The organism is Enterococcus sp. DIV1094 (genome assembly GCF_017316305.2).
Lineage (GTDB): Bacteria > Bacillota > Bacilli > Lactobacillales > Enterococcaceae > Enterococcus_B > Enterococcus_B mangumiae.
In genome coordinates, this window is the sequence record NZ_CP147250.1 from 2457010 (window position 1) to 2475963 (window position 18954).

Annotated in this window: 17 protein-coding genes; 14 read left to right on the forward strand and 3 right to left on the reverse strand. The window is 39.9% G+C overall.

All coding sequences use genetic code 11. The features are described from left to right. Positions 1-176 precede the first annotated feature (176 nt). The 5 genes from xerC (at position 177) to DOK79_RS11750 (ending at position 4846) form a co-directional block, all read left to right on the forward strand. Positions 177-1115 (forward strand): tyrosine recombinase XerC, encoded by a 939-nt coding sequence (xerC, locus tag DOK79_RS11730; protein WP_206857475.1) that lies wholly within the window; start codon positions 177-179, stop codon positions 1113-1115. A 24-nt stretch (positions 1116-1139) separates the two neighbouring features. Continuing rightward, entirely contained in the window at positions 1140-1688 is a 549-nt protein-coding gene (gene hslV, locus DOK79_RS11735) for an HslVU peptidase proteolytic subunit (protein ID WP_206857465.1), read from the forward strand. 11 nt (positions 1689-1699) lie between these two features. Beyond that, positions 1700-3097, forward strand: coding sequence for an ATP-dependent protease ATPase subunit HslU (gene hslU, locus DOK79_RS11740; RefSeq protein WP_206857458.1), 1398 nt, complete (start codon positions 1700-1702; stop codon positions 3095-3097). Positions 3098-3112: 15 nt separating this feature from the next. Next, positions 3113-3904, forward strand: a complete 792-nt coding sequence (gene codY / locus DOK79_RS11745) for a GTP-sensing pleiotropic transcriptional regulator CodY (RefSeq protein WP_206857456.1) — start codon at positions 3113-3115, stop codon at positions 3902-3904. Between the two features lie 66 nt (positions 3905-3970). After that, positions 3971-4846 (forward strand): aldose 1-epimerase family protein, encoded by an 876-nt coding sequence (locus DOK79_RS11750; RefSeq protein WP_206857454.1) that lies wholly within the window; start codon positions 3971-3973, stop codon positions 4844-4846. A 125-nt stretch (positions 4847-4971) separates the two neighbouring features. Here the strand turns inward: DOK79_RS11750 and plsY are convergent, their stop codons facing one another. Continuing rightward, positions 4972-5607: a glycerol-3-phosphate 1-O-acyltransferase PlsY gene (gene plsY, locus DOK79_RS11755; protein WP_206857453.1), complete on the reverse strand. Its 636-nt coding sequence runs from the start codon at positions 5605-5607 to the stop codon at positions 4972-4974. Between the two features lie 98 nt (positions 5608-5705). On the opposite strand from plsY, the gene DOK79_RS11760 reads away from it, so the two are divergent. The 7 genes from DOK79_RS11760 (at position 5706) to DOK79_RS11790 (ending at position 16273) form a co-directional block, all read left to right on the forward strand. Beyond that, complete coding sequence (locus DOK79_RS11760) at positions 5706-6131, forward strand: CoA-binding protein (RefSeq protein ID WP_206857452.1); 426 nt, start codon at positions 5706-5708, stop codon at positions 6129-6131. A gap of 280 nt (positions 6132-6411) precedes the next feature. Further along, on the forward strand, positions 6412-8457 hold the full coding sequence (gene parE, locus DOK79_RS11765; protein WP_206857451.1) for a DNA topoisomerase IV subunit B: 2046 nt from the start codon (positions 6412-6414) through the stop codon (positions 8455-8457). 11 nt (positions 8458-8468) lie between these two features. Beyond that, complete coding sequence (parC, locus tag DOK79_RS11770; protein ID WP_206857448.1) at positions 8469-10919, forward strand: DNA topoisomerase IV subunit A; 2451 nt, start codon at positions 8469-8471, stop codon at positions 10917-10919. 273 nt (positions 10920-11192) lie between these two features. Further along, a complete protein-coding gene (pflB, locus tag DOK79_RS11775) occupies positions 11193-13424 on the forward strand; it encodes a formate C-acetyltransferase (protein ID WP_206857446.1) in 2232 nt (743 codons plus the stop codon). 136 nt (positions 13425-13560) lie between these two features. Next, entirely contained in the window at positions 13561-14322 is a 762-nt protein-coding gene (gene pflA / locus DOK79_RS11780; protein ID WP_206857444.1) for a pyruvate formate-lyase-activating protein, read from the forward strand. 84 nt (positions 14323-14406) lie between these two features. After that, a complete protein-coding gene (locus DOK79_RS11785; RefSeq protein WP_206857442.1) occupies positions 14407-15333 on the forward strand; it encodes a manganese-dependent inorganic pyrophosphatase in 927 nt (308 codons plus the stop codon). Between the two features lie 91 nt (positions 15334-15424). Next, positions 15425-16273, forward strand: coding sequence for a DUF1803 domain-containing protein (locus tag DOK79_RS11790; protein ID WP_206857440.1), 849 nt, complete (start codon positions 15425-15427; stop codon positions 16271-16273). Positions 16274-16317: 44 nt separating this feature from the next. On the opposite strand, the gene DOK79_RS11795 is transcribed toward DOK79_RS11790, so the two are convergent. Together DOK79_RS11795 and DOK79_RS11800 are read right to left on the reverse strand one after the other, a co-directional pair. Beyond that, entirely contained in the window at positions 16318-16929 is a 612-nt protein-coding gene (locus DOK79_RS11795; protein ID WP_206857438.1) for a hypothetical protein, read from the reverse strand. Between the two features lie 137 nt (positions 16930-17066). Next, the gene (locus DOK79_RS11800; RefSeq protein ID WP_206857435.1) at positions 17067-17615 is read right to left on the reverse strand and encodes a DUF2179 domain-containing protein; all 549 of its coding nucleotides are present in this window, start codon (positions 17613-17615) and stop codon (positions 17067-17069) included. Positions 17616-17752: 137 nt separating this feature from the next. Here DOK79_RS11800 and DOK79_RS11805 point away from each other — a divergent pair, with 137 nt between their 5' ends. Together DOK79_RS11805 and DOK79_RS11810 are read left to right on the forward strand one after the other, a co-directional pair. Then, on the forward strand, positions 17753-18139 hold the full coding sequence (locus tag DOK79_RS11805) for a hypothetical protein (RefSeq protein ID WP_206857434.1): 387 nt from the start codon (positions 17753-17755) through the stop codon (positions 18137-18139). A gap of 8 nt (positions 18140-18147) precedes the next feature. Then, positions 18148-18912, forward strand: coding sequence for an alpha/beta fold hydrolase (locus tag DOK79_RS11810; RefSeq protein ID WP_206857432.1), 765 nt, complete (start codon positions 18148-18150; stop codon positions 18910-18912). Positions 18913-18954: the final 42 nt, after the last annotated feature.

Sequence of the window (18954 nt, forward strand, 5' to 3'; positions counted from 1 at the left end):
TCGGCTTATTTCTCGGCAGTCCTCTTGAATTGAGTCACTATTTAAGATAACAAAGGTTCTTTAATGCGGTTTTTAGTTGCCTCACCCCTTATTTGTCAAGTAAATTGGTTAAATTGTGAACAAACTTAGAAATATTGATTAAATTCTGACAATTTGTTTGTTTTTTCTCTAGGGCTATGCTAAATTTATTTTGGGATCAAAAGGTAGGTGTAAAAAGAATGAAATCAACTTTGCAAGAAGATTTTTTACGTTATTTAATTATTGAGCGTGGTTATTCAGAAAAAACAAAATCAGCCTATGAAGAAGATATCAACGATTTTCAGCGATTCTTAGCGGAATCGGGCGAATCTGATCTGCTGAAAGTAAGCTATTTGGACGTGAGAGTGTATTTGAGCTATCTGTCAGATAAATCATACAGTCGAAATTCAGTCAGTCGAAAAATCGCAAGTTTACGTTCCTTTTATCAATACCTTCTGCGTGAAGAAAAAATTGCAGAAAACCCATTTTCGTATGTTCACTTAAAGAAAAAAAATGTCAAACTACCGCGTTTTTTTTATGAGAATGAGATGCAAAGTTTATTCGAAAGTGTCACTGGGGATAGTCCTCTAGCACTTAGAGATCGAGCGTTACTTGAAGTTCTCTACGGATCAGGTATCCGTCTGAGTGAATGTAGCCAATTGACGATGTCTGCCATCGACTTTGGGACAGAGGTGATGTTGATCCATGGAAAAGGAAATAAAGAACGTTATGCGCCGTTGGGTTCATTTGCGCAAGATGCTTTGCAAGAGTATTTTGCCAAGGGACGCAGCTTCTTAATGACGAAATACCATAAGTCACATGACCATGTCTTTGTAAATCATCATGGAGAACCGATCACACCTACTGGTATTGAATATGTATTAAACCAAATCATCAAAAAAAGTAGTTTGGATAGCGATATCCATCCTCACATGCTACGTCATACTTTTGCGACACACTTATTAAACAACGGTGCGGATATGCGTACGGTGCAAGAACTTTTAGGTCACGCAAATTTATCAACGACCCAAATCTATGCGCATGTTACAAAAGAAAGTTTACAAAAAAATTATCGCTCGTTCCATCCACGAGCGTGACCACATTTTTAGGAGGAAACAACTATGGTAGAATCACAGTTTCATTCAACAACCATTTGTGCAGTTGAAAAAAACGGTAAATTCGCGATGGCTGGCGATGGTCAAGTCACAATGGGCGAATCAGTCGTCATGAAAGGCAGTGCTAGAAAAGTACGTCGTATCTACAATGGAGAAGTAGTTGTCGGCTTTGCTGGAAGTGTTGCCGACGCGTTTACTTTAGAAGAAAAATTTGAAGGCAAACTCAATGAATATAACGGAAATTTGCAAAGAGCAGCCGTTGAATTAGCCCAAGAATGGCGCACACAACAATCGATGCAAAAATTAGAAGCGATGCTGATCGTGATGAACGATAAAGAAATGTTGCTTGTTTCAGGTACAGGTGAAGTCATCACACCGGATGATGGCATCTTAGCCATCGGTTCTGGTGGAAACTTTGCTTTAGCTGCCGCACGAGCAATGAAGAACTATGCTCAAAATGACATGAGTGCAAAAGAAATTGCTGAAAATGCGCTGAATATTGCCGCAGATATCTGTGTCTTTACAAATCACAACATTATTGTGGAAGAATTATAGAGGTGAAGGATATGTATGAATTAAAACAAACACCAAAACAAATCGTCAGTGAGTTAGATCAATATATCATTGGCCAACAAGCAGCAAAAAAATCAGTGGCAGTTGCCCTTAGAAATCGTTATCGCCGTCTGCAATTAGACGAAAAAATGCAACAAGACATCACACCAAAAAACATGTTGATGATCGGACCAACTGGGGTTGGTAAAACAGAGATCGCGCGTCGTTTGGCGAAGATCGTCAATGCGCCTTTTGTCAAAGTTGAAGCAACGAAGTTTACGGAAGTTGGATATGTAGGACGTGACGTTGAGTCAATGGTTCGTGACCTTGTCGAAAATGCGATCCAAATCGTTGAAAAAAGTCAATATAGCCGCGTTCGCCCGCAAGCGAAGAAAAATGCGGAAAAACAATTAGTGAAAATTCTTGTACCTGGCATCAAAAAAGAGCAAAAACAATCAAACAACCAATTTGAACAAATGATGAATATGTTCAACGCTTCGCAACAACCGGCAGAAACGCAAGAAGAAGTGACCGAAGAGATTCGAGTGAATCGTCGCACAGTGTTAGAGCAATTGCAAAAAGGCTTGCTTGACAACCGAGAAGTGACGATCGAAGTACAAGATCAAAAGAAACCTGCACCAATGATGAACAATGGACTGGAACAAATGGGGATCGATTTGAACGAAACACTAGGTGCTTTGACACCTAAGAAAAAAATCGAACGTACAGTGACAGTCAAAGAAGCATTGGAGTTATTGATCAAAGAAGAGTCTGCCAAATTAGTCAATGATGCGGATATCCACAGCGAAGCAATCAAATTGGCTGAATCAAGCGGAATCATCTTCATTGATGAAATCGATAAGATCACCTCTAAATCCCAACAATCTGGGGAAGTATCAAGAGAAGGTGTGCAAAGAGATATCTTGCCGATCGTAGAAGGATCACAAGTCAATACGAAATACGGCGCATTACAAACAGACCATATTCTGTTTATCGCTTCAGGAGCGTTCCACTTGTCAAAACCAAGTGACTTGATTCCTGAATTACAAGGTCGATTCCCGATCCGTGTTGAGTTAGATGATTTAACAGCTGAGGATTTTGTCAAGATCTTGACTGAACCAAACAATGCGTTAGTCAAACAATATATTGCATTGATCGGTACCGAAAATGTAACTGTTACGTTTACGAAAGAAGCCATCGAACGCATTGCTCAGATCGCTTATGATGTGAACCGTGATACAGACAATATCGGCGCACGTCGTTTGCACACGATTTTAGAGAAATTGTTGGAAGACTTGTTGTTTGAAGCACCAGAAATGCAAATGGGAGAAATCACCATTACAGAAGCCTATGTCGATGATAAATTAGGATCAATTGCGGCGAATGAAGACTTGAGTCGCTATATATTATAAAATCGGAGGAAAAAAATGACGGATTTGTTGACGAACACTCGAAAGATAAACAAATTATTGCAACAAAAAAATACGTTTGATATGCAGGCGGATTTACCTTACGATAAAATGGCGGTCACTTTAGGTGCTGTTTTAGATAGCAATACGTATATCATTGGCAGTGAAGGGGTTCTACTTGGTTACAATGAACGACACGATGTGAATAATGATCGTGTGAAGACAATGTTTGTACAAAAACAATTTCCTGATGCGTACACGGAAACGGTCGATTTGATCACAAAAACAGAAGCAAATATCCCAATTACAAGTGATATGACGGCATTTCCTTTTGAAAGCCGTGAAAAATATCCTTTTGGCTTAACGACAGTTGTGCCGATCTTTGGTGCCGGTGAACGATTGGGAACCATTATTTTAGCAAGAATGGAGCAAGCATTTACCGATGAAGACCTTGTGTTAGCAGAATATGGCGCAACGGTAGTAGGTATGCAGATCCTTTATCAAAAATCACGAGATATCGAAGCAGATGTCCGTAGTACGACTGCTGTCCAAATGGCGATCAATACGTTATCATACAGCGAATTGAAAGCAGTACAAGCCATTTTTGATGCGTTAGAAGGCAACGAAGGACGTTTGACTGCCTCAAATATTGCAGATAAGATCGGCATCACTCGCTCGGTGATCGTGAATGCCTTACGTAAACTTGAATCAGCTGGTATCATTGAATCTCGCTCACTAGGCATGAAAGGGACGTATTTAAAAGTATTGAATGCTCGGTTTAAAGACGAGCTAACGAAGCATAGTTATTAAATGGAAACTTTCTCAGACATTTACTACTTGACGCAGTAAATGTCTGAGAAAAGATGGAGGATGACGATGACTGTTATAATTCAAAATGATCAGCTGATTGCTGAGATTTCGGAACATGGAGCAGAATTGATCAGTTTGAAATCGAAAGAACATGATCTGGAATATATATGGCAAGGCGATCCTAAGTACTGGGGAAGACATGCCCCCGTTCTTTTTCCTATCGTTGGACGTTTGAAAAACGATCAGTATACGTATCAAGGAAAAACGTATTCGATGGGACAACACGGTTTTGCTCGTGACATGGATTTTGAAGTTGCTGAACACGACAAAGAACGTGCGAAGTTCGTACTGAAAAGTACCCCTGAAACAAAAGAAAACTATCCGTTTGATTTTGAACTAGTATTAGTTTATGAACTAGGCGGAGATGGGATCACTGTTCATTACCAAGTTGAAAATATTGGGGAAGAAGAGATGTATTTCTCCATTGGCGGTCATCCGGCATTCAATGTGCCATTAGAAGAAGGGTTGACGTTTGAAGATTTCTATTTGGCTTTTTCTCCTAGAAAATCACGTTTACGTTTACCATTATCTGGACCATTCATCGATATGGAACAAAAAACGATCGGTCAAACGAATACGAATCTTGCATTGATGCGTGATCTGTTTGATCAAGATGCGTTAGTATTCGAAACAAGAGGCTTGAATGCGTATAGTATCCGTAGTGAAAAATCAAGTCACAGTGTCACCCTAAGCTACAAAGACATGCCTTATGTCGGCATTTGGTCGCCGTATCCAAAAGAAGCGCCCTTTGTCTGCATCGAGCCTTGGTTCGGGATTGCTGATACCGTCAACAGTACTGGTCAGTTGATCGAAAAAGCGGGAATCAATCAATTGGGTGCGCACGAATTATTCAAGACGAAATATTCGATCACTGTGAAATAACCTAAGCTCTAGCAAACCTTTCGCTTTCAGTTAGTTCGACAATAAAAAATGCCTTCTGAACAAATGAGTCGCTAGTTGGCGCTCAAATGTGTTAGAAGGCATTGTTTTTCATTGATCGAAAGCGATCATTTCTTTTTACTGCTATTCAAACCGAATGGGATCCGGCTTTCTGTTTTATTCTTGATTCGTTTGATGTTGTCTTTATGACGGTAAAAAATAAAAGCGGAGACACCACAAGCAATGAGTGTCAAAAGTAAATTTGGTTCTGGCAAGATCGCTGGCGCAACGTACGGCAAAAAGATCGTGGATAAAGTGATCAAGACCGCACTGATCATACTCGTTAAGCTCACCATACTTGTACAATATAAACTGATCACAAAGATCGCAGACGAGTAAATAAAGAAGAGTGGATTGAAGCCTAACAACATACCGGCACTTGTTGCTACCGCTTTGCCACCTTTGAACTTTGCGAAGATCGGAAATGTATGTCCTAAGATCGCGCATACCCCAAACCATAGTGGATTGACGGAAGTAACATGGAAAATGACTGGTAAAGCAGTGGCTAAAGTTCCTTTTAAAATGTCCATGAACAATACAACTGTTCCAGCAGTTTTTCCTAAAACACGGAAAGTATTCGTCGTGCCCATATTCCCACTACCATGTTCGCGGATGTCTTTTTTAAAAAAGATTTTACCAACCCATACTCCGGATGGAATGGAACCCAAAAGATATGCTACAATAAACAATAAGATTATTTTCATTTTTTAACCTCTTTCAAGTTGAAACTAATGTATATTTTAGCATGAAAGAATGCTTCAAACAATCGAAAAAAATTGAACGATCGAAAGGAGTCATCCATATGTCATTTAAAAATCCAGAACAAGCAACCATCTTCCGTTATCTCCAAGAAGCAAAAACGATCGCAGTCGTTGGTTTAAGTAATAAGCCTGAACGGACAAGTTACCAAATTGCGCAATTATTACAAGAACACGGCTATCGTATCATTCCGGTCAATCCTGTTTTAGCAGGTGAAGAAGTGCTTGGTGAACCTGTTGTTGCACAACTGACGGATATCAATGAACCGATCGATATCGTGGATATTTTCCGTCGTAGTGAGTTTTTACCGGAAGTGGCAGCCGATTTCTTGAAAACAGATGCGAAGGTCTTCTGGGCACAGCTAGGTATTGAAAATGAAGAAGCTGCTGAAATGCTCCAAGCTGCTGGAAGAAATGACATCGTCATGGATCGCTGCATCAAGATCGAGCTAGCGAAGATGGAACAATAAAACACGAGAAGTATCAGAAGAGCACGTTCAGATACGCAATAAAGTAACTTCTCGGAAACCTGTTAACTAAGTATGAGAAGAACGCATGTTGACCGATTGTTGATTTTTAAAAAAGAGTAAAGGATCGTTGCCATCGGTCTAGTTGATAGAAAAGGATGAAAAAGCGGGAGAGTTGGTTGTTTCTTGTAATTCTGACCTTCCCTCTTTTTTTTTGAGGACTTTTCTAGTATGATAAGCGTGGTGCGGTTATCCCGCAAGTATTATTGAAGGAGCGTTTGCCTTGGCAAAGAAAATTAAAAATGAATACAATGATGCCTCGATCCAAGTTCTTGAAGGATTAGAAGCAGTAAGAAAACGACCAGGGATGTATATCGGGTCGACTGATAGCCGAGGCTTGCATCATTTAGTCTATGAAATCGTTGATAATGCCGTAGATGAAGCTTTATCAGGCTACGGGAATGAAATCGCTGTAACGATCCACGAAGACAACAGTGTGACTGTTACAGATAGTGGTCGTGGAATGCCAGTTGGAATGCACGCTTCAGGGATTCCAACGGTTGAAGTCATCTTCACCGTATTGCATGCTGGCGGTAAGTTTGGCCAAGGAGGATATAAAACTTCTGGTGGGCTGCATGGTGTCGGTGCCAGTGTCGTCAATGCGTTGTCTAAATGGTTAACGGTGACGATCGTTCGTGATGGCATCGAATATCAACAAACATTCAAGCAAGGTGGAAAACCAGACGGAACATTGAAAAAAATCGGTAAAACGAAAAAAGCTAATGGTACGTCTGTTCATTTCTTACCAGATGATAGTATTTTCTCAACCACTAAATTCTCTTATGATACCTTGTCTGAACGTTTAAGAGAATCAGCGTTTCTGTTGAAAGGTGTAAAAATCACATTAACCGATCTAAGAGGCGACGAAAAGGTTCAAGAAGTCTTTCATTACGAAGAAGGAATCAAAGAATTTGTTGCGTATCTAAATGAAGAAAAAGATACGTTGACTCCAGTGGTCTATTTCTCTGGCGAAAAAGAAGGCATCGAAGTCGAAGTGGCTTATCAATATAACGACGGTTATTCTGAAAATGTGCTATCGTTTGTCAACAACGTTCGAACGAAAGATGGCGGTACGCATGAAGTCGGTATGAAAACAGCGATGACCAAAGCATACAATGAATATGCCCGAAAAGTCGGCTTGTTGAAAGAAAGAGATAAGAACTTAGAAGGTAGTGACTTCCGAGAAGGTCTTGCAACAGTCTTATCGATCCGTGTACCTGAACATTTGCTTCAGTTTGAAGGGCAAACAAAAGAAAAATTGGGGACACCGATCGCTCGTTCCGTCGTTGATAATGTCATGAGCGAGCAAATGGGCTTCTACTTGCAGGAAAACAGCGAGATGAGTCAGATGTTGGTCCGCAAGGCAATCAAAGCCAGAGAAGCACGTGAAGCGGCTCGTAAGGCGAGAGAAGAAAGCCGTAATGGCAAAAAACGGAAAAAAGGCGAATCTTTGCTTTCTGGAAAATTGACACCAGCACAGTCGAGAAATCCTAAGAAAAATGAATTGTATCTTGTCGAAGGAGATTCAGCTGGTGGTTCAGCCAAACAAGGAAGAGATCGGAAATTCCAAGCGATCTTACCACTTCGAGGAAAAGTCATCAATACCGAAAAAGCTAAGATGCAAGACATTTTGAAAAATGAAGAAATCAATACGATGATCTATACGATCGGTGCGGGCGTTGGCCCTGAATTTTCCATTGAAGATTGTAACTATGACAAAATCATCATCATGACCGATGCGGATACCGATGGTGCCCATATCCAAGTCTTATTGTTGACATTTTTCTATCGCTATATGAAACCTTTGATCGAAGCAGGCAAAGTTTACATTGCATTACCTCCTTTGTATAAAGTCTCAAAAGGCCAAGGGAAAAAACAAGTGATCGAATATGCTTGGACGGATGATGAATTAGCGGCAGTGATCAAAAACATCGGCAAAGGTTATATGTTGCAACGGTATAAAGGTCTTGGTGAAATGAATGCCGAACAATTATGGGAAACAACGATGGATCCAGCGACTCGGACATTGATCCGTGTTAGGATCGACGATGCCGCACAAGCAGAGCGACGAGTAACAACGCTGATGGGCGATAAAGTCGAACCACGTCGTAAATGGATCGAAAACCATGTGCAATTCAGCTTAGAAGAAGAACGCAGCATTTTAGACAAAAAAGAAGAAACGGATACTTCCTCTTCAGTCTCTAATGAATTGCTAGATGAAGAACGCATAGAAGAAAACCAAAATGAACAATCAGTTGATGTAGAATAGGAGGTCACCTAATGGAAGAACGTCAAGAAATCCAAGAGTTAACGTTAGAAGAAGTGATGGGTGACCGCTTCGGACGTTACTCGAAATATATCATCCAAGAACGTGCGTTGCCCGATATCCGAGATGGCTTGAAGCCTGTTCAACGCCGTATTTTATTTGCGATGAACAAGGACGGCAATACGTTTGACAAAGGATTCCGTAAATCAGCGAAATCTGTTGGGAATATCATGGGTAATTACCACCCTCATGGAGATAGTAGTATCTATGATGCAATGGTTCGTATGAGTCAAGATTGGAAGCTGCGAGAAGTACTTGTGGAGATGCACGGCAACAACGGAAGTATGGATGGTGATCCACCAGCGGCCATGCGTTATACAGAAGCGCGTTTATCGCAGCTCAGTGGTGAGATGCTCGCTGATATCGAAAAGAATACGGTCGATCTTGTTTGGAACTTTGATGATACTGAAAAAGAACCGACCGTATTACCAGCAAGATATCCCAATCTGTTAGTTAACGGCTCAACGGGTATTTCTGCGGGGTATGCGACTGAGATCCCAACACATAATCTTGCTGAAGTCATCGATGGGACGGTCTATATGATCGACCATCCACAAGCAAGCTTAGACAAATTGATGGAATTCATTCCTGGTCCTGATTTTCCAACAGGAGGTATTTTGCAAGGAAAAGATGAAATCAAGAAAGCTTATGAAACCGGTCGTGGCAAAGTCATCTTACGCTCAAAGACCTCGATTGAATCAATCAAAGGAAACAAACAACAGATCGTGATCACTGAGATCCCTTATGAAGTGAACAAGGCGACACTTGTCAAAAAAATGGATGAGATCCGCTTGAATAAAAAAATCGATGGGATCGCAGAAGTTCGTGACGAAAGTGATCGTACAGGTCTACAGATCGTTGTTGAATTGAAAAAAGATGCAAATGCTCAAGGGATCTTGAACTATTTATTCAAGAATACCGAATTGCAGATCAACTATAACTTCAATATGGTCGCAATCGATCACATGACGCCTCATCAAGTGGGCTTGAAAGATATTTTAAGTAGTTATATCGAGCATCGTAAACAAGTAATCACTAAGCGTAGTCAATTTGACCTAGAGAAAGCTCAAAAAAGACAACATATCGTCGAAGGTCTGATGAAAGCTTTATCGATTTTAGATGAAGTGATCGCAACGATCCGTGAAAGTAAAGATAAAAAAGACGCAAAACTTAATTTAGTCCAAATGTTCCAGTTTACAGAAGAACAAGCGGAAGCCATCGTTACGTTACAACTGTACCGTTTAACGAATACAGACATCACAGAGTTGCGTCGTGAATCGCAAGAATTGATCGCTCTGATCACAGAATTGAATAAAATTCTTTCAAATGATAAAGAGCTGTTTTCTGTCATGAAAAAAGAACTTCGTGAAGTCAAGAAGAAGTACGCTTCCTCTCGTTTGACGATGATCGAAGAGGAAATCGAAGAAATCAAGATCGACACACAAGTACTGGTTGCACAAGAAGATGTCATCGTCAGTGTGACGCGTGAAGGGTATGTGAAACGGACGAGTCTCCGTTCTTACAGTGCCTCAAAACCAGAAGAAATCGGAATGCGTGAAGGGGACTATCTGCTATATGCAGGTGAACTGAACACCTTGGATCACGTTTTGTTAGTCACGAATAAAGCCAATGTGATCTATCGTCCCGTCCATGAACTGCCAGATTTGAAATGGAAAGATGCTGGGGAGCACATTTCTCAAACGATTTTGAATCTTGCGGTCGATGAATCGATTTTAGCGGTCTTCCCATATCAGAAGATCGATTCTGAAAAAACATTTGTATTCATCAGTAAAAATGGCTTGATCAAACAGACACGGATGACCGATTTTGAACCATGGCGTACGTATAAGAGCCGTCCGTTGAGTGGGATGAAGTTTAAAGCTGGGGAAGATGAATTAGTAGCTGTCTATCTTGAAAAAGAACAGACAGATCGGGATGTTTTCTTAGTTACTCATCAAGGCATGGGCCTACGTTACCCATTGACGGAAGTACCTGTTGTTGGCACAAAAGCCGCAGGTGTCAAATCGATCAACTTGAAAGAAGAAGATTATGTTGTGAATGGCTTACTCGTCTTGGCAGAAGGCGATACGCCAATCGTCATCATTAGTCAGCGAGGTGCTGTAAAACGCATGCTTGCGCAAGAAATCAGTCAGACTTCTCGTGCCAAACGAGGCGTAGCTGTTTTACGAGAACTGAAGAAACAACCACATCGAGTCGTTTATATGTCTGAAGGACACGCGAAAACGATCACTATGATCAATCAAAAAGGACAAGAAACTACGATCGATCCGACGGACTATCCGATCGGAGACCGTACATCTAATGGCTCTTTTGTCATCGACGAGAAAAAAGGTGGAGAAGTGCAGATGGTCATCGATTCACCAATGATCGAGATTGAGGATTAACTGTTATAGTTTTTTATGGAATAGCCCGAAACTGTATTATTACAGTTTCGGGCTATTCTTTTTATATTAAAAGAAAATTAATACTTGCACAAACAAAATATGAATAGATTCACAAGCTGTAAATGTTGATTTAACAACTTTAATAACTAATATTATTTTATATACACTTTATTTGTTACTAAAAAAACAAGAAAACCCTTGCATTGGGAGCAACATGTGTTATACTTATCACGTAAAAACTGTTACATAAAACAGAAACGGGAGGTCCATACGATGGAACAATGGAATGGATTTAAAGGAACGAAGTGGAAAGAAGGCGTGGATACACGCGATTTTATCCAAAACAACTATACAGAATACCGCGGTGATGATAGCTTTTTAGAAAAACCGACTGAAGCAACTGACAACTTGTGGGAAAAATTACAAAAATTGAATGATATCCAATTTGAACGCAACGGTGTTTACGATATGGATACAGATGTCGTGTCAACGATCACTTCTCACGAAGCTGGCTACTTAGACAAAGACTTAGAACAAGTCGTAGGTCTACAAACAGAAACACCATTAAAACAAGCCTTCATGCCATTTGGCGGTATCAACATGGCAAACCATGCGTTGACAAGTAATGGCTATGAGCCAAAAGAAGAGTTGACACATATTTTCACAGACTGGAGAAAAACACATAACCAAGGTGTGTTCGATGCTTATACAGCAGAAATGCGTGCTGCACGTAAAAACAAGATCATCACTGGACTTCCTGACGCATACGGACGTGGCCGAATCATCGGTGACTATCGTCGTATCGCATTGTACGGAATCGATTATTTAATGGCTCAAAAGAAAAAAGACCATGACAATACTGGCTACCATACAATGAGCGAAGAAGTGATCCGTCTTCGTGAAGAAATCTCAGAACAATATCGTGCATTGGCTCAAATGAAAGAAATGGCTGCAAAATATGGCTATGATATTTCAAAACCAGCTGCAAATGCGAAAGAAGCTGTTCAATGGTTATACTTTGGTTACCTAGCAGCAATCAAATCTCAAAACGGAGCAGCAATGTCTATCGGACGTATCTCTGCTTTCTTAGATATCTATATCCAACGCGACTTAGATAACGGCGTGATCACTGAAAGAGAAGCACAAGAATTGATCGACCATCTTGTGATGAAATTACGTATGGTGAAATTTGCACGTACGCCTGAATACAATCAATTGTTCTCTGGTTTCCCGATCTGGGCGACATTATCAATTGCTGGTATGGGCTTAGACGGACGTTCATTAGTAACGAAAAATGATTTCCGTATGTTGCATACATTAACAAACATGGGACCTTCACCAGAACCAAACTTGACTGTTTTATATTCAGAAAACTTACCTGAAGGATTCAGAACGTATGCAAGTAAAATTGCGATCGAAAGTTCTTCGATCCAATTTGAAAATGATAACTTACTTCGCGAACAATGGGGTTCAGATGACTGTGCGATCGCATGTTGTGTATCTGGAACTGTTGTTGGTAAAGATATGCAATTCTTCGGAGCACGCGCAAACTTAGCGAAAGCATTGTTATACGCGATCAACGGTGGTGTTGATGAGATGACAGGAGCGCAAGTAGGTCCTGAATATCGTCCAATCACAAGCGACACATTAGACTTTGAAGAAGTGAAACACAACTTCATGAATATCATGGATTGGTTAGCTGAGCTTTATGTAAATACGCTAAACATCATCCACTATATGCACGACAAATATTCTTATGAAGCTGCACAATTAGCTGTAATGGATACTGACTTGAAACGTACATTTGCCACAGGTATTGCAGGGATCTCTCACGCAGCAGATAGCTTGTCTGCAATCAAATATGCACAAGTAAAACCAATCCGTAATGAACAAGGGATCACAGTTGACTTTGAAGTGACTGGCGACTTCCCTAAATATGGAAATGACGATGACCGTGCTGATGAAATCGCTGAATGGGTATTAGAATACTTCATGGGCCAAATCAAACGTCACAAAACTTACCGTAATTCAACTCCGACAACTTCATTATTGACAATCACGTCAAACGTTGTTTACGGAAAAAATACAGGTAATACACCAGATGGACGTGAAGCTGGTAAACCGTTGGCACCTGGTGCAAACCCAAGTTACCAAGCAGAACAAAATGGTTTGCTTGCAAGCTTGAATTCAACAGCGAAATTCAATTATGCACATGCTAGAGATGGAATCTCTAACACACAAACGATCAATCCTTCTGGGTTAGGGAAAGACGAAGAAACAAGAATCGACAACTTACGTAACGTATTAGATGGTTACTTCTCAAGAGGCGCATACCACTTGAACGTGAACGTATTCAGTAACGACTTGTTACGTGATGCAATGGAAAACCCAATGAAATATCCAAACTTAACGATCCGTGTTTCTGGATATGCCGTTAAATTCCGTGACTTGACAAGAGAACAACAATTAGATGTATTGATGAGAACGTCACACGACAGAATGTAAGACAACCAACGTAGTGTAAAAGGAAAGACAAAAGTTCCGCATGAGCTTTTGTCTTCCTTTTTTACAAAGAGGTTGTGGTTGAAAAACATTGTCCGTGGCTCGAGACGAAAGAAATTAAAGAAAAGAAGTGATTAAGATGGAAGAACAAACAATAGGCTATGTCCATTCGATTGAAACATTTGGGTCTGTAGATGGACCAGGCGTTCGCTTTGTCGTCTTCATGCAAGGTTGTCGGATGCGTTGTGAATTTTGCCATAATCCAGACACTTGGAATATCGGTGGAGGAAAAGAATATACCGCAGAGGCGATTTTAGATCAAGCAGAGCGCTATCGTTCTTATTGGGGCAAGCAAGGAGGGATCACGATCAGTGGTGGTGAACCTTTATTGCAGATCGATTTCCTGATCGAATTATTCCAAAAAGCGCAAGAACGTGGCATCCATACAACGATCGATACGTGTGGGAAACCATTTTCGTATGATGAGCCTTTCTTTTCTCGTTTTGAAGAGTTGATGAACTATACGGACTTACTGTTATTTGACATCAAACATATTGATAATGAAGCACACAAGAAATTGACTCACTGGGGCAATGAAAATATTCTGGAGATGGCTCAGTATCTTTCAGATATCAAAAAACCAGTCTGGATCCGTCATGTCTTAGTCCCTGAACGTAGTGACTATGATGAATATTTGATTCGCCTAGATGCGTTCATCAAAACACTTGAGAATGTCGATCGAGTGGAAATCCTTCCTTATCATACAATGGGTAGATACAAATGGGAGACTCTTGGTTTGGCGTATCCACTTGAAGGGATCGAACCGCCGACAAAAGAGCGAGTTGAAAATGCGAAACGTCTTCTTCATATAGAAGATTACACAAAATATTTAACTAGATAGACGTTAACGGAAGGAAGATAAGTATTGCTTCTTTCCGTTTTTTTGCTATTATTGAATAGGAGAAAAGAAAAAGGAGCGAGTCAAATGTCAAAAGTTTTAGTTTTTGGTCATCAAAATCCTGATACAGATGCAATTGGAGCAGCGATTGCATTTTCATATTTGCAAAATCAATTAGGAGTAAATGCGGAGCCTGTTGCTTTAGGCACACCAAGTGAAGAAACACAATTTGCACTAGATTACTTCAAATTAGATGCACCACGTGTGATCTCATCAATCAAAGAAGAACAAGCAGATGTGATGCTAGTGGATCATAATGAATTCCAACAAAGTGTAGCTGACATTGCGGAAGCAACGATCTTAGCAGTAGTTGACCACCATCGTATCGCAAACTTTGAAACAGCAAATCCATTGTACTATCGTGCTGAACCAGTTGGTTGCACAAGTACTATTGTTTTAAAACTATTCAAAGAAAACCAAATTGAGATCCCTAAAGAAATCGCTGGAATCATGTTATCTGCGATCATTTCAGATACTTTATTGTTCAAATCACCAACATCAACAGAAGAAGATCAGTTGGCTGCAAAAGAACTAGTTGAGATCTCGGGTGTAGATTTAGAAGCATACGGCTTGGAGATGCTAAAAGCAGGGACAAACCTTAGCGATAAAGCAGCCGAAGTATTACTTGACCTAGATGCAAAAAGTTTCCCAATGGCGAGCTCAAGCGTGCGCATCGCTCAAGTCAATACAGTTGATTTAAACGAAGTGATGGACCGTCAAGCAGAGCTTGAAGCAGCGATGAACGCTGAGATTGCTGAAAACGGTTATGATCTTTTCGTCCTTGTAGTAACGGACATCTTGAACAGCAATTCAGAATTATTGATTGCCGGTGAAAGAAAAGCAGAAGTTGAACAAGCATTTAATGTGAAGTTAGAAAACAATCGCGCATTTTTACAAGGGGTCGTTTCACGTAAAAAACAAGTGGTCCCTCAATTGACAGAAGTTTTCAATTAAGCGACGAGATTGAAAGAAGTGGGAGTGTGACCAGTTGACTGGAACCTCTCACTTTTTTATTTAAACGTCCACATAGAAAGCAGGTAAATCGATGCAATATTTTCATTCTCAAGATGATCGGCGGAAACTGATCGCACAGCCACTATTTCAACCAATGATCGACTATCTGATCAGTCAAGGCACACAAGATATCATCTTGCGACAACTAAAAAAAGAATTTCCCCAGAAAAAAATGGAACATTTTCTTGACCAAATGATCGACAACGGCTTGATCATTCGAGAGAATCGGCGTTATCGCTGTGCCTTTCCAGTGTATGATCAAAAAGATTTTCGAGAGGAAATCGCTCAGTTAACCCAAGAATTGATGCAAGAATTGCTGAAGCAGCCAGAAAGTCAAAGAGCGCTCTTTTTGGCAGAAGAGATCTGGCATTTCTGTCGTGAGACTGAAACAGATTATTTTTATGCGACCGCCTTTTCAGTTCCAACGATCGAACGATTAGAAGCAGGCAATGAAAATTACCGATTTGTAACGCTCCAACAAGAGAACGAAGTTTCTTTGCCAACTTATTTCCATCTTCAAAAACAGCAGACGACATTACCTGAAGAGTTCCAGGCGTTGGGGCAGTTGATCGGCGATGTGAACGAAGCATATTTTTTTGATCAAGTAGAAGTGATCATCGAACGGGTTTGTGAAAACAAATACAAAAAACGCCGTGAGTCGATTTTTTTAGATGCGTTATTATTAGCAAATGTCTTGGCTCACAATGAGCAGTATCACTTACTGCTGCCTGTAGTCGATAATAAGAAAGATTCATTGTTGGAAGAGCGACTATTGGCTCAAACGAGTGTGGAACGTGCCTTTATCAAAGAACAAGCGTTGGTTGCGCTGATGAAGGAGCTAGAGGTAAAATCTTATTCTTACATCAAAAAAATGATTTAAAAAAATCACTGTTCTCCCTATTTGGATGAACAGTGATTTTTTAGTCATGCTGTTTTTCGAAAGTGCCACATCATATAAGCTAAATTACCGATAAACAAGATATCTAGTATATTACTAGTGATTTGAATATTTGCAGAATTGATCGATGGTGCAAATGCCAAGATGAACAATGCGACGATACTATAGCAAAAACAGAAAAAAGTACTCATTTGGATAAGCATCGGCATCCTTAATTGCTTAGTGATCAATGAAAAAATAAAGAAAGTGAATATCGTCAAAATCACCACTAAACCATTGATGATGAAGAAAAATAGTGAATCTTGATTGAACGTATACAACATAGCGGTTAAGAGATTCAGTGATTTCAGTATGACGAAAATGATGTTCACTTCATTAAATGTATTCATTTTTTTCTTTGCAAAGTAGGCCGCGAAGCATAACGAGAAAATGAGACCACATAAGGTAGACAAAATCAAGAATGTTGGATTGTCGCTCGATTGGTTAAGCTCAGAATGGTCTAGTAGTAACCAGCCAAATGAGTTGCAAGGTATGCTGGATGTCTTGAAGTAAGCGTAAAAGAAAAAAAGCAAGGCACTCAAAAAGGCAAAAACAGATCCCCAATGTAAATAGGTCGTTGTTCTTTGTTGTATTTGCATAAGGACTCCCATAAATTTAATGATATACATTATAATAACAAAATGATGAGGAATTGTCGACATTTTTAATAAAACAAATAAATAAACGATGATTTGATGAAAGGGCTTCATCAGATCATCATTTACTTCACATTTATTTATTTTACATTGCTTCGGCGTTTGCGCACTTTTTTTGTCCAGAACCCACCAGAAATATATTTTGGTTCATAAGAGATAATAAAAGCCCGCTCTTCCACTTCTTTGATCAATCGGTAAAGTTCGCGCTCACTTTTACGTGGAGAAAGAATCTCTAATACTAAACGCTCACCTTCAAGTCCTGTCGCAGAAGTTTGTGTCACACCAAAGCCATTTTCTCTAAGAATGATCGGTAAGTTCTTATCTTCAGACGTATTCGCTGGCAAGATCGTTGTTACCATGATATAGCCTAGTGCTAATTTATCTTCGATGGCGATCCCGACACTGATACCCACAGCATAACCTAGTGCGTAAACGAATAAGTTCAAAGGGTTATCTAAGCGGTCTAAGACCAGCGACAAACCAACGATGTAAATAATGATCTCAACCATACTAACTAAAGGCGCGATATAACGATAGCCTTTCATGGTCAGCATAAAGCGTAATGTATTTAATGTGATGTAAGCGAAATTGATGAAAAAGATCATCGCTAACATTTTTGGATCGAACATGGTAAGAACTCCTTTCTGATTTCTCTATACTCATCATATCAGAAATAATTCAAATGAAGAAAAGAATAAACGTTTATTACTTTAAAAAAATGATAAAATGATTATAATAGAATTATAAAGAGAGTCAGGTGAGCGCGATGAAGCGAATGAACAAGGTCGTTGGAGTCAGTCATATATGTAGTATTTTTCTTAGTATGTATTTAGGCAACAATGCAATCCAACAACCAGTCGAAGCGAATGCTTTGTTATTCCCAATCTCATTGACAGACGGGGTAATATTAAGTATTTTTCTATTCTTAATGGTATTTATTGGAAATATTTTTGGCAGTTTTGCTAGTTTTTTTAAAATGTCTATTTACCCAGTACTATCAATAGGGTTAGGGATCACAGGAGTATTCGCCATGCTATTCTTTGTAAAAAGAATGGATGTTTACACAACTACATTTGGACTATTATGTCTTGTACAAGTGATGTTAGGTCTATGGCTGTCATTACGTTCAGCCAATCTTATGAAAATCAGGTGAATCGATCAGTGAATCCAATTATTTTGAAACGAACAATAAAAAATATCCCAGTCTTAGAAGTGGTCCAAAAAGAGTTGAAGTCAGAAAAAATCCCAGTAGTGATCTATTATCATGGCTGGCAGACGAGTAAGGAACTTGTGTTGACGCAAGGAAGAAAAATGGCAAAAAAAGGAATGAGAGTCTTACTCCCCGATGCCATGAATCATGGAGAACGGAAGCAACCGGTGTCAAAAATCCCTTCCTTTACTTTTTGGAGTAGTATTTACGGGAATCTATTTGAATTCGATACATTGATCGAACATTTAAGAAAACGTGAACTTCTTTCAGACAAATTGGCAGTGGGTGGTGTATCGATGGGTGGCATGACCACATGTGCCTTATTGGCAAAGCACCCTGAGATCACTGGCGGTATCTGCTTGATGGGATCACCAGCACCACCTGAATATGGTAAAGAAATCTCACGTAGAGCGCAAGAATACCACTACAAGTTGCCAGATGATTACTTCGACTTGATTTCATGGGTCAATCATTACGATCTATCGATGCACCCAGAAAAATTAGCCGGACGTCCTTTGTTTTTCTGGCATGGCGAAAAAGATGAGAAAATCCCTTATCAGCAAGTAGCTAAATTTGTAGAAAAAAATAAGGATGAGTCTTACGGCAAGGGCATCGTCTTTCGTGCCTCTTCGGAGAAACGTCATATGGTAGAAGTCCCATTGATGGAAGAAGCTGCAGAGTTTTTGAGTGACATGATGGAGAGTACTTTACAATAAAAGAAAAAAGCAGGAAGAATCGCCTATCAATGAGAAAGATGT

Coding starts and splice junctions, on each gene's coding strand:
- DOK79_RS11795 (WP_206857438.1), bottom strand. CDS start 16,929: ATGCAAATACAACAAAGAACAACGACCTATTTACATTGGGGATCTGTT.
- plsY (WP_206857453.1), bottom strand. CDS start 5,607: ATGAAAATAATCTTATTGTTTATTGTAGCATATCTTTTGGGTTCCATT.
- hslV (WP_206857465.1), top strand. CDS start 1,140: ATGGTAGAATCACAGTTTCATTCAACAACCATTTGTGCAGTTGAAAAA.
- DOK79_RS11785 (WP_206857442.1), top strand. CDS start 14,407: ATGTCAAAAGTTTTAGTTTTTGGTCATCAAAATCCTGATACAGATGCA.
- DOK79_RS11805 (WP_206857434.1), top strand. CDS start 17,753: ATGAAGCGAATGAACAAGGTCGTTGGAGTCAGTCATATATGTAGTATT.
- hslU (WP_206857458.1), top strand. CDS start 1,700: ATGTATGAATTAAAACAAACACCAAAACAAATCGTCAGTGAGTTAGAT.
- DOK79_RS11790 (WP_206857440.1), top strand. CDS start 15,425: ATGCAATATTTTCATTCTCAAGATGATCGGCGGAAACTGATCGCACAG.
- parC (WP_206857448.1), top strand. CDS start 8,469: ATGGAAGAACGTCAAGAAATCCAAGAGTTAACGTTAGAAGAAGTGATG.
- pflA (WP_206857444.1), top strand. CDS start 13,561: ATGGAAGAACAAACAATAGGCTATGTCCATTCGATTGAAACATTTGGG.
- DOK79_RS11760 (WP_206857452.1), top strand. CDS start 5,706: ATGTCATTTAAAAATCCAGAACAAGCAACCATCTTCCGTTATCTCCAA.
- DOK79_RS11800 (WP_206857435.1), bottom strand. CDS start 17,615: ATGTTCGATCCAAAAATGTTAGCGATGATCTTTTTCATCAATTTCGCT.
- DOK79_RS11750 (WP_206857454.1), top strand. CDS start 3,971: ATGACTGTTATAATTCAAAATGATCAGCTGATTGCTGAGATTTCGGAA.
- pflB (WP_206857446.1), top strand. CDS start 11,193: ATGGAACAATGGAATGGATTTAAAGGAACGAAGTGGAAAGAAGGCGTG.
- xerC (WP_206857475.1), top strand. CDS start 177: ATGCTAAATTTATTTTGGGATCAAAAGGTAGGTGTAAAAAGAATGAAA.
- codY (WP_206857456.1), top strand. CDS start 3,113: ATGACGGATTTGTTGACGAACACTCGAAAGATAAACAAATTATTGCAA.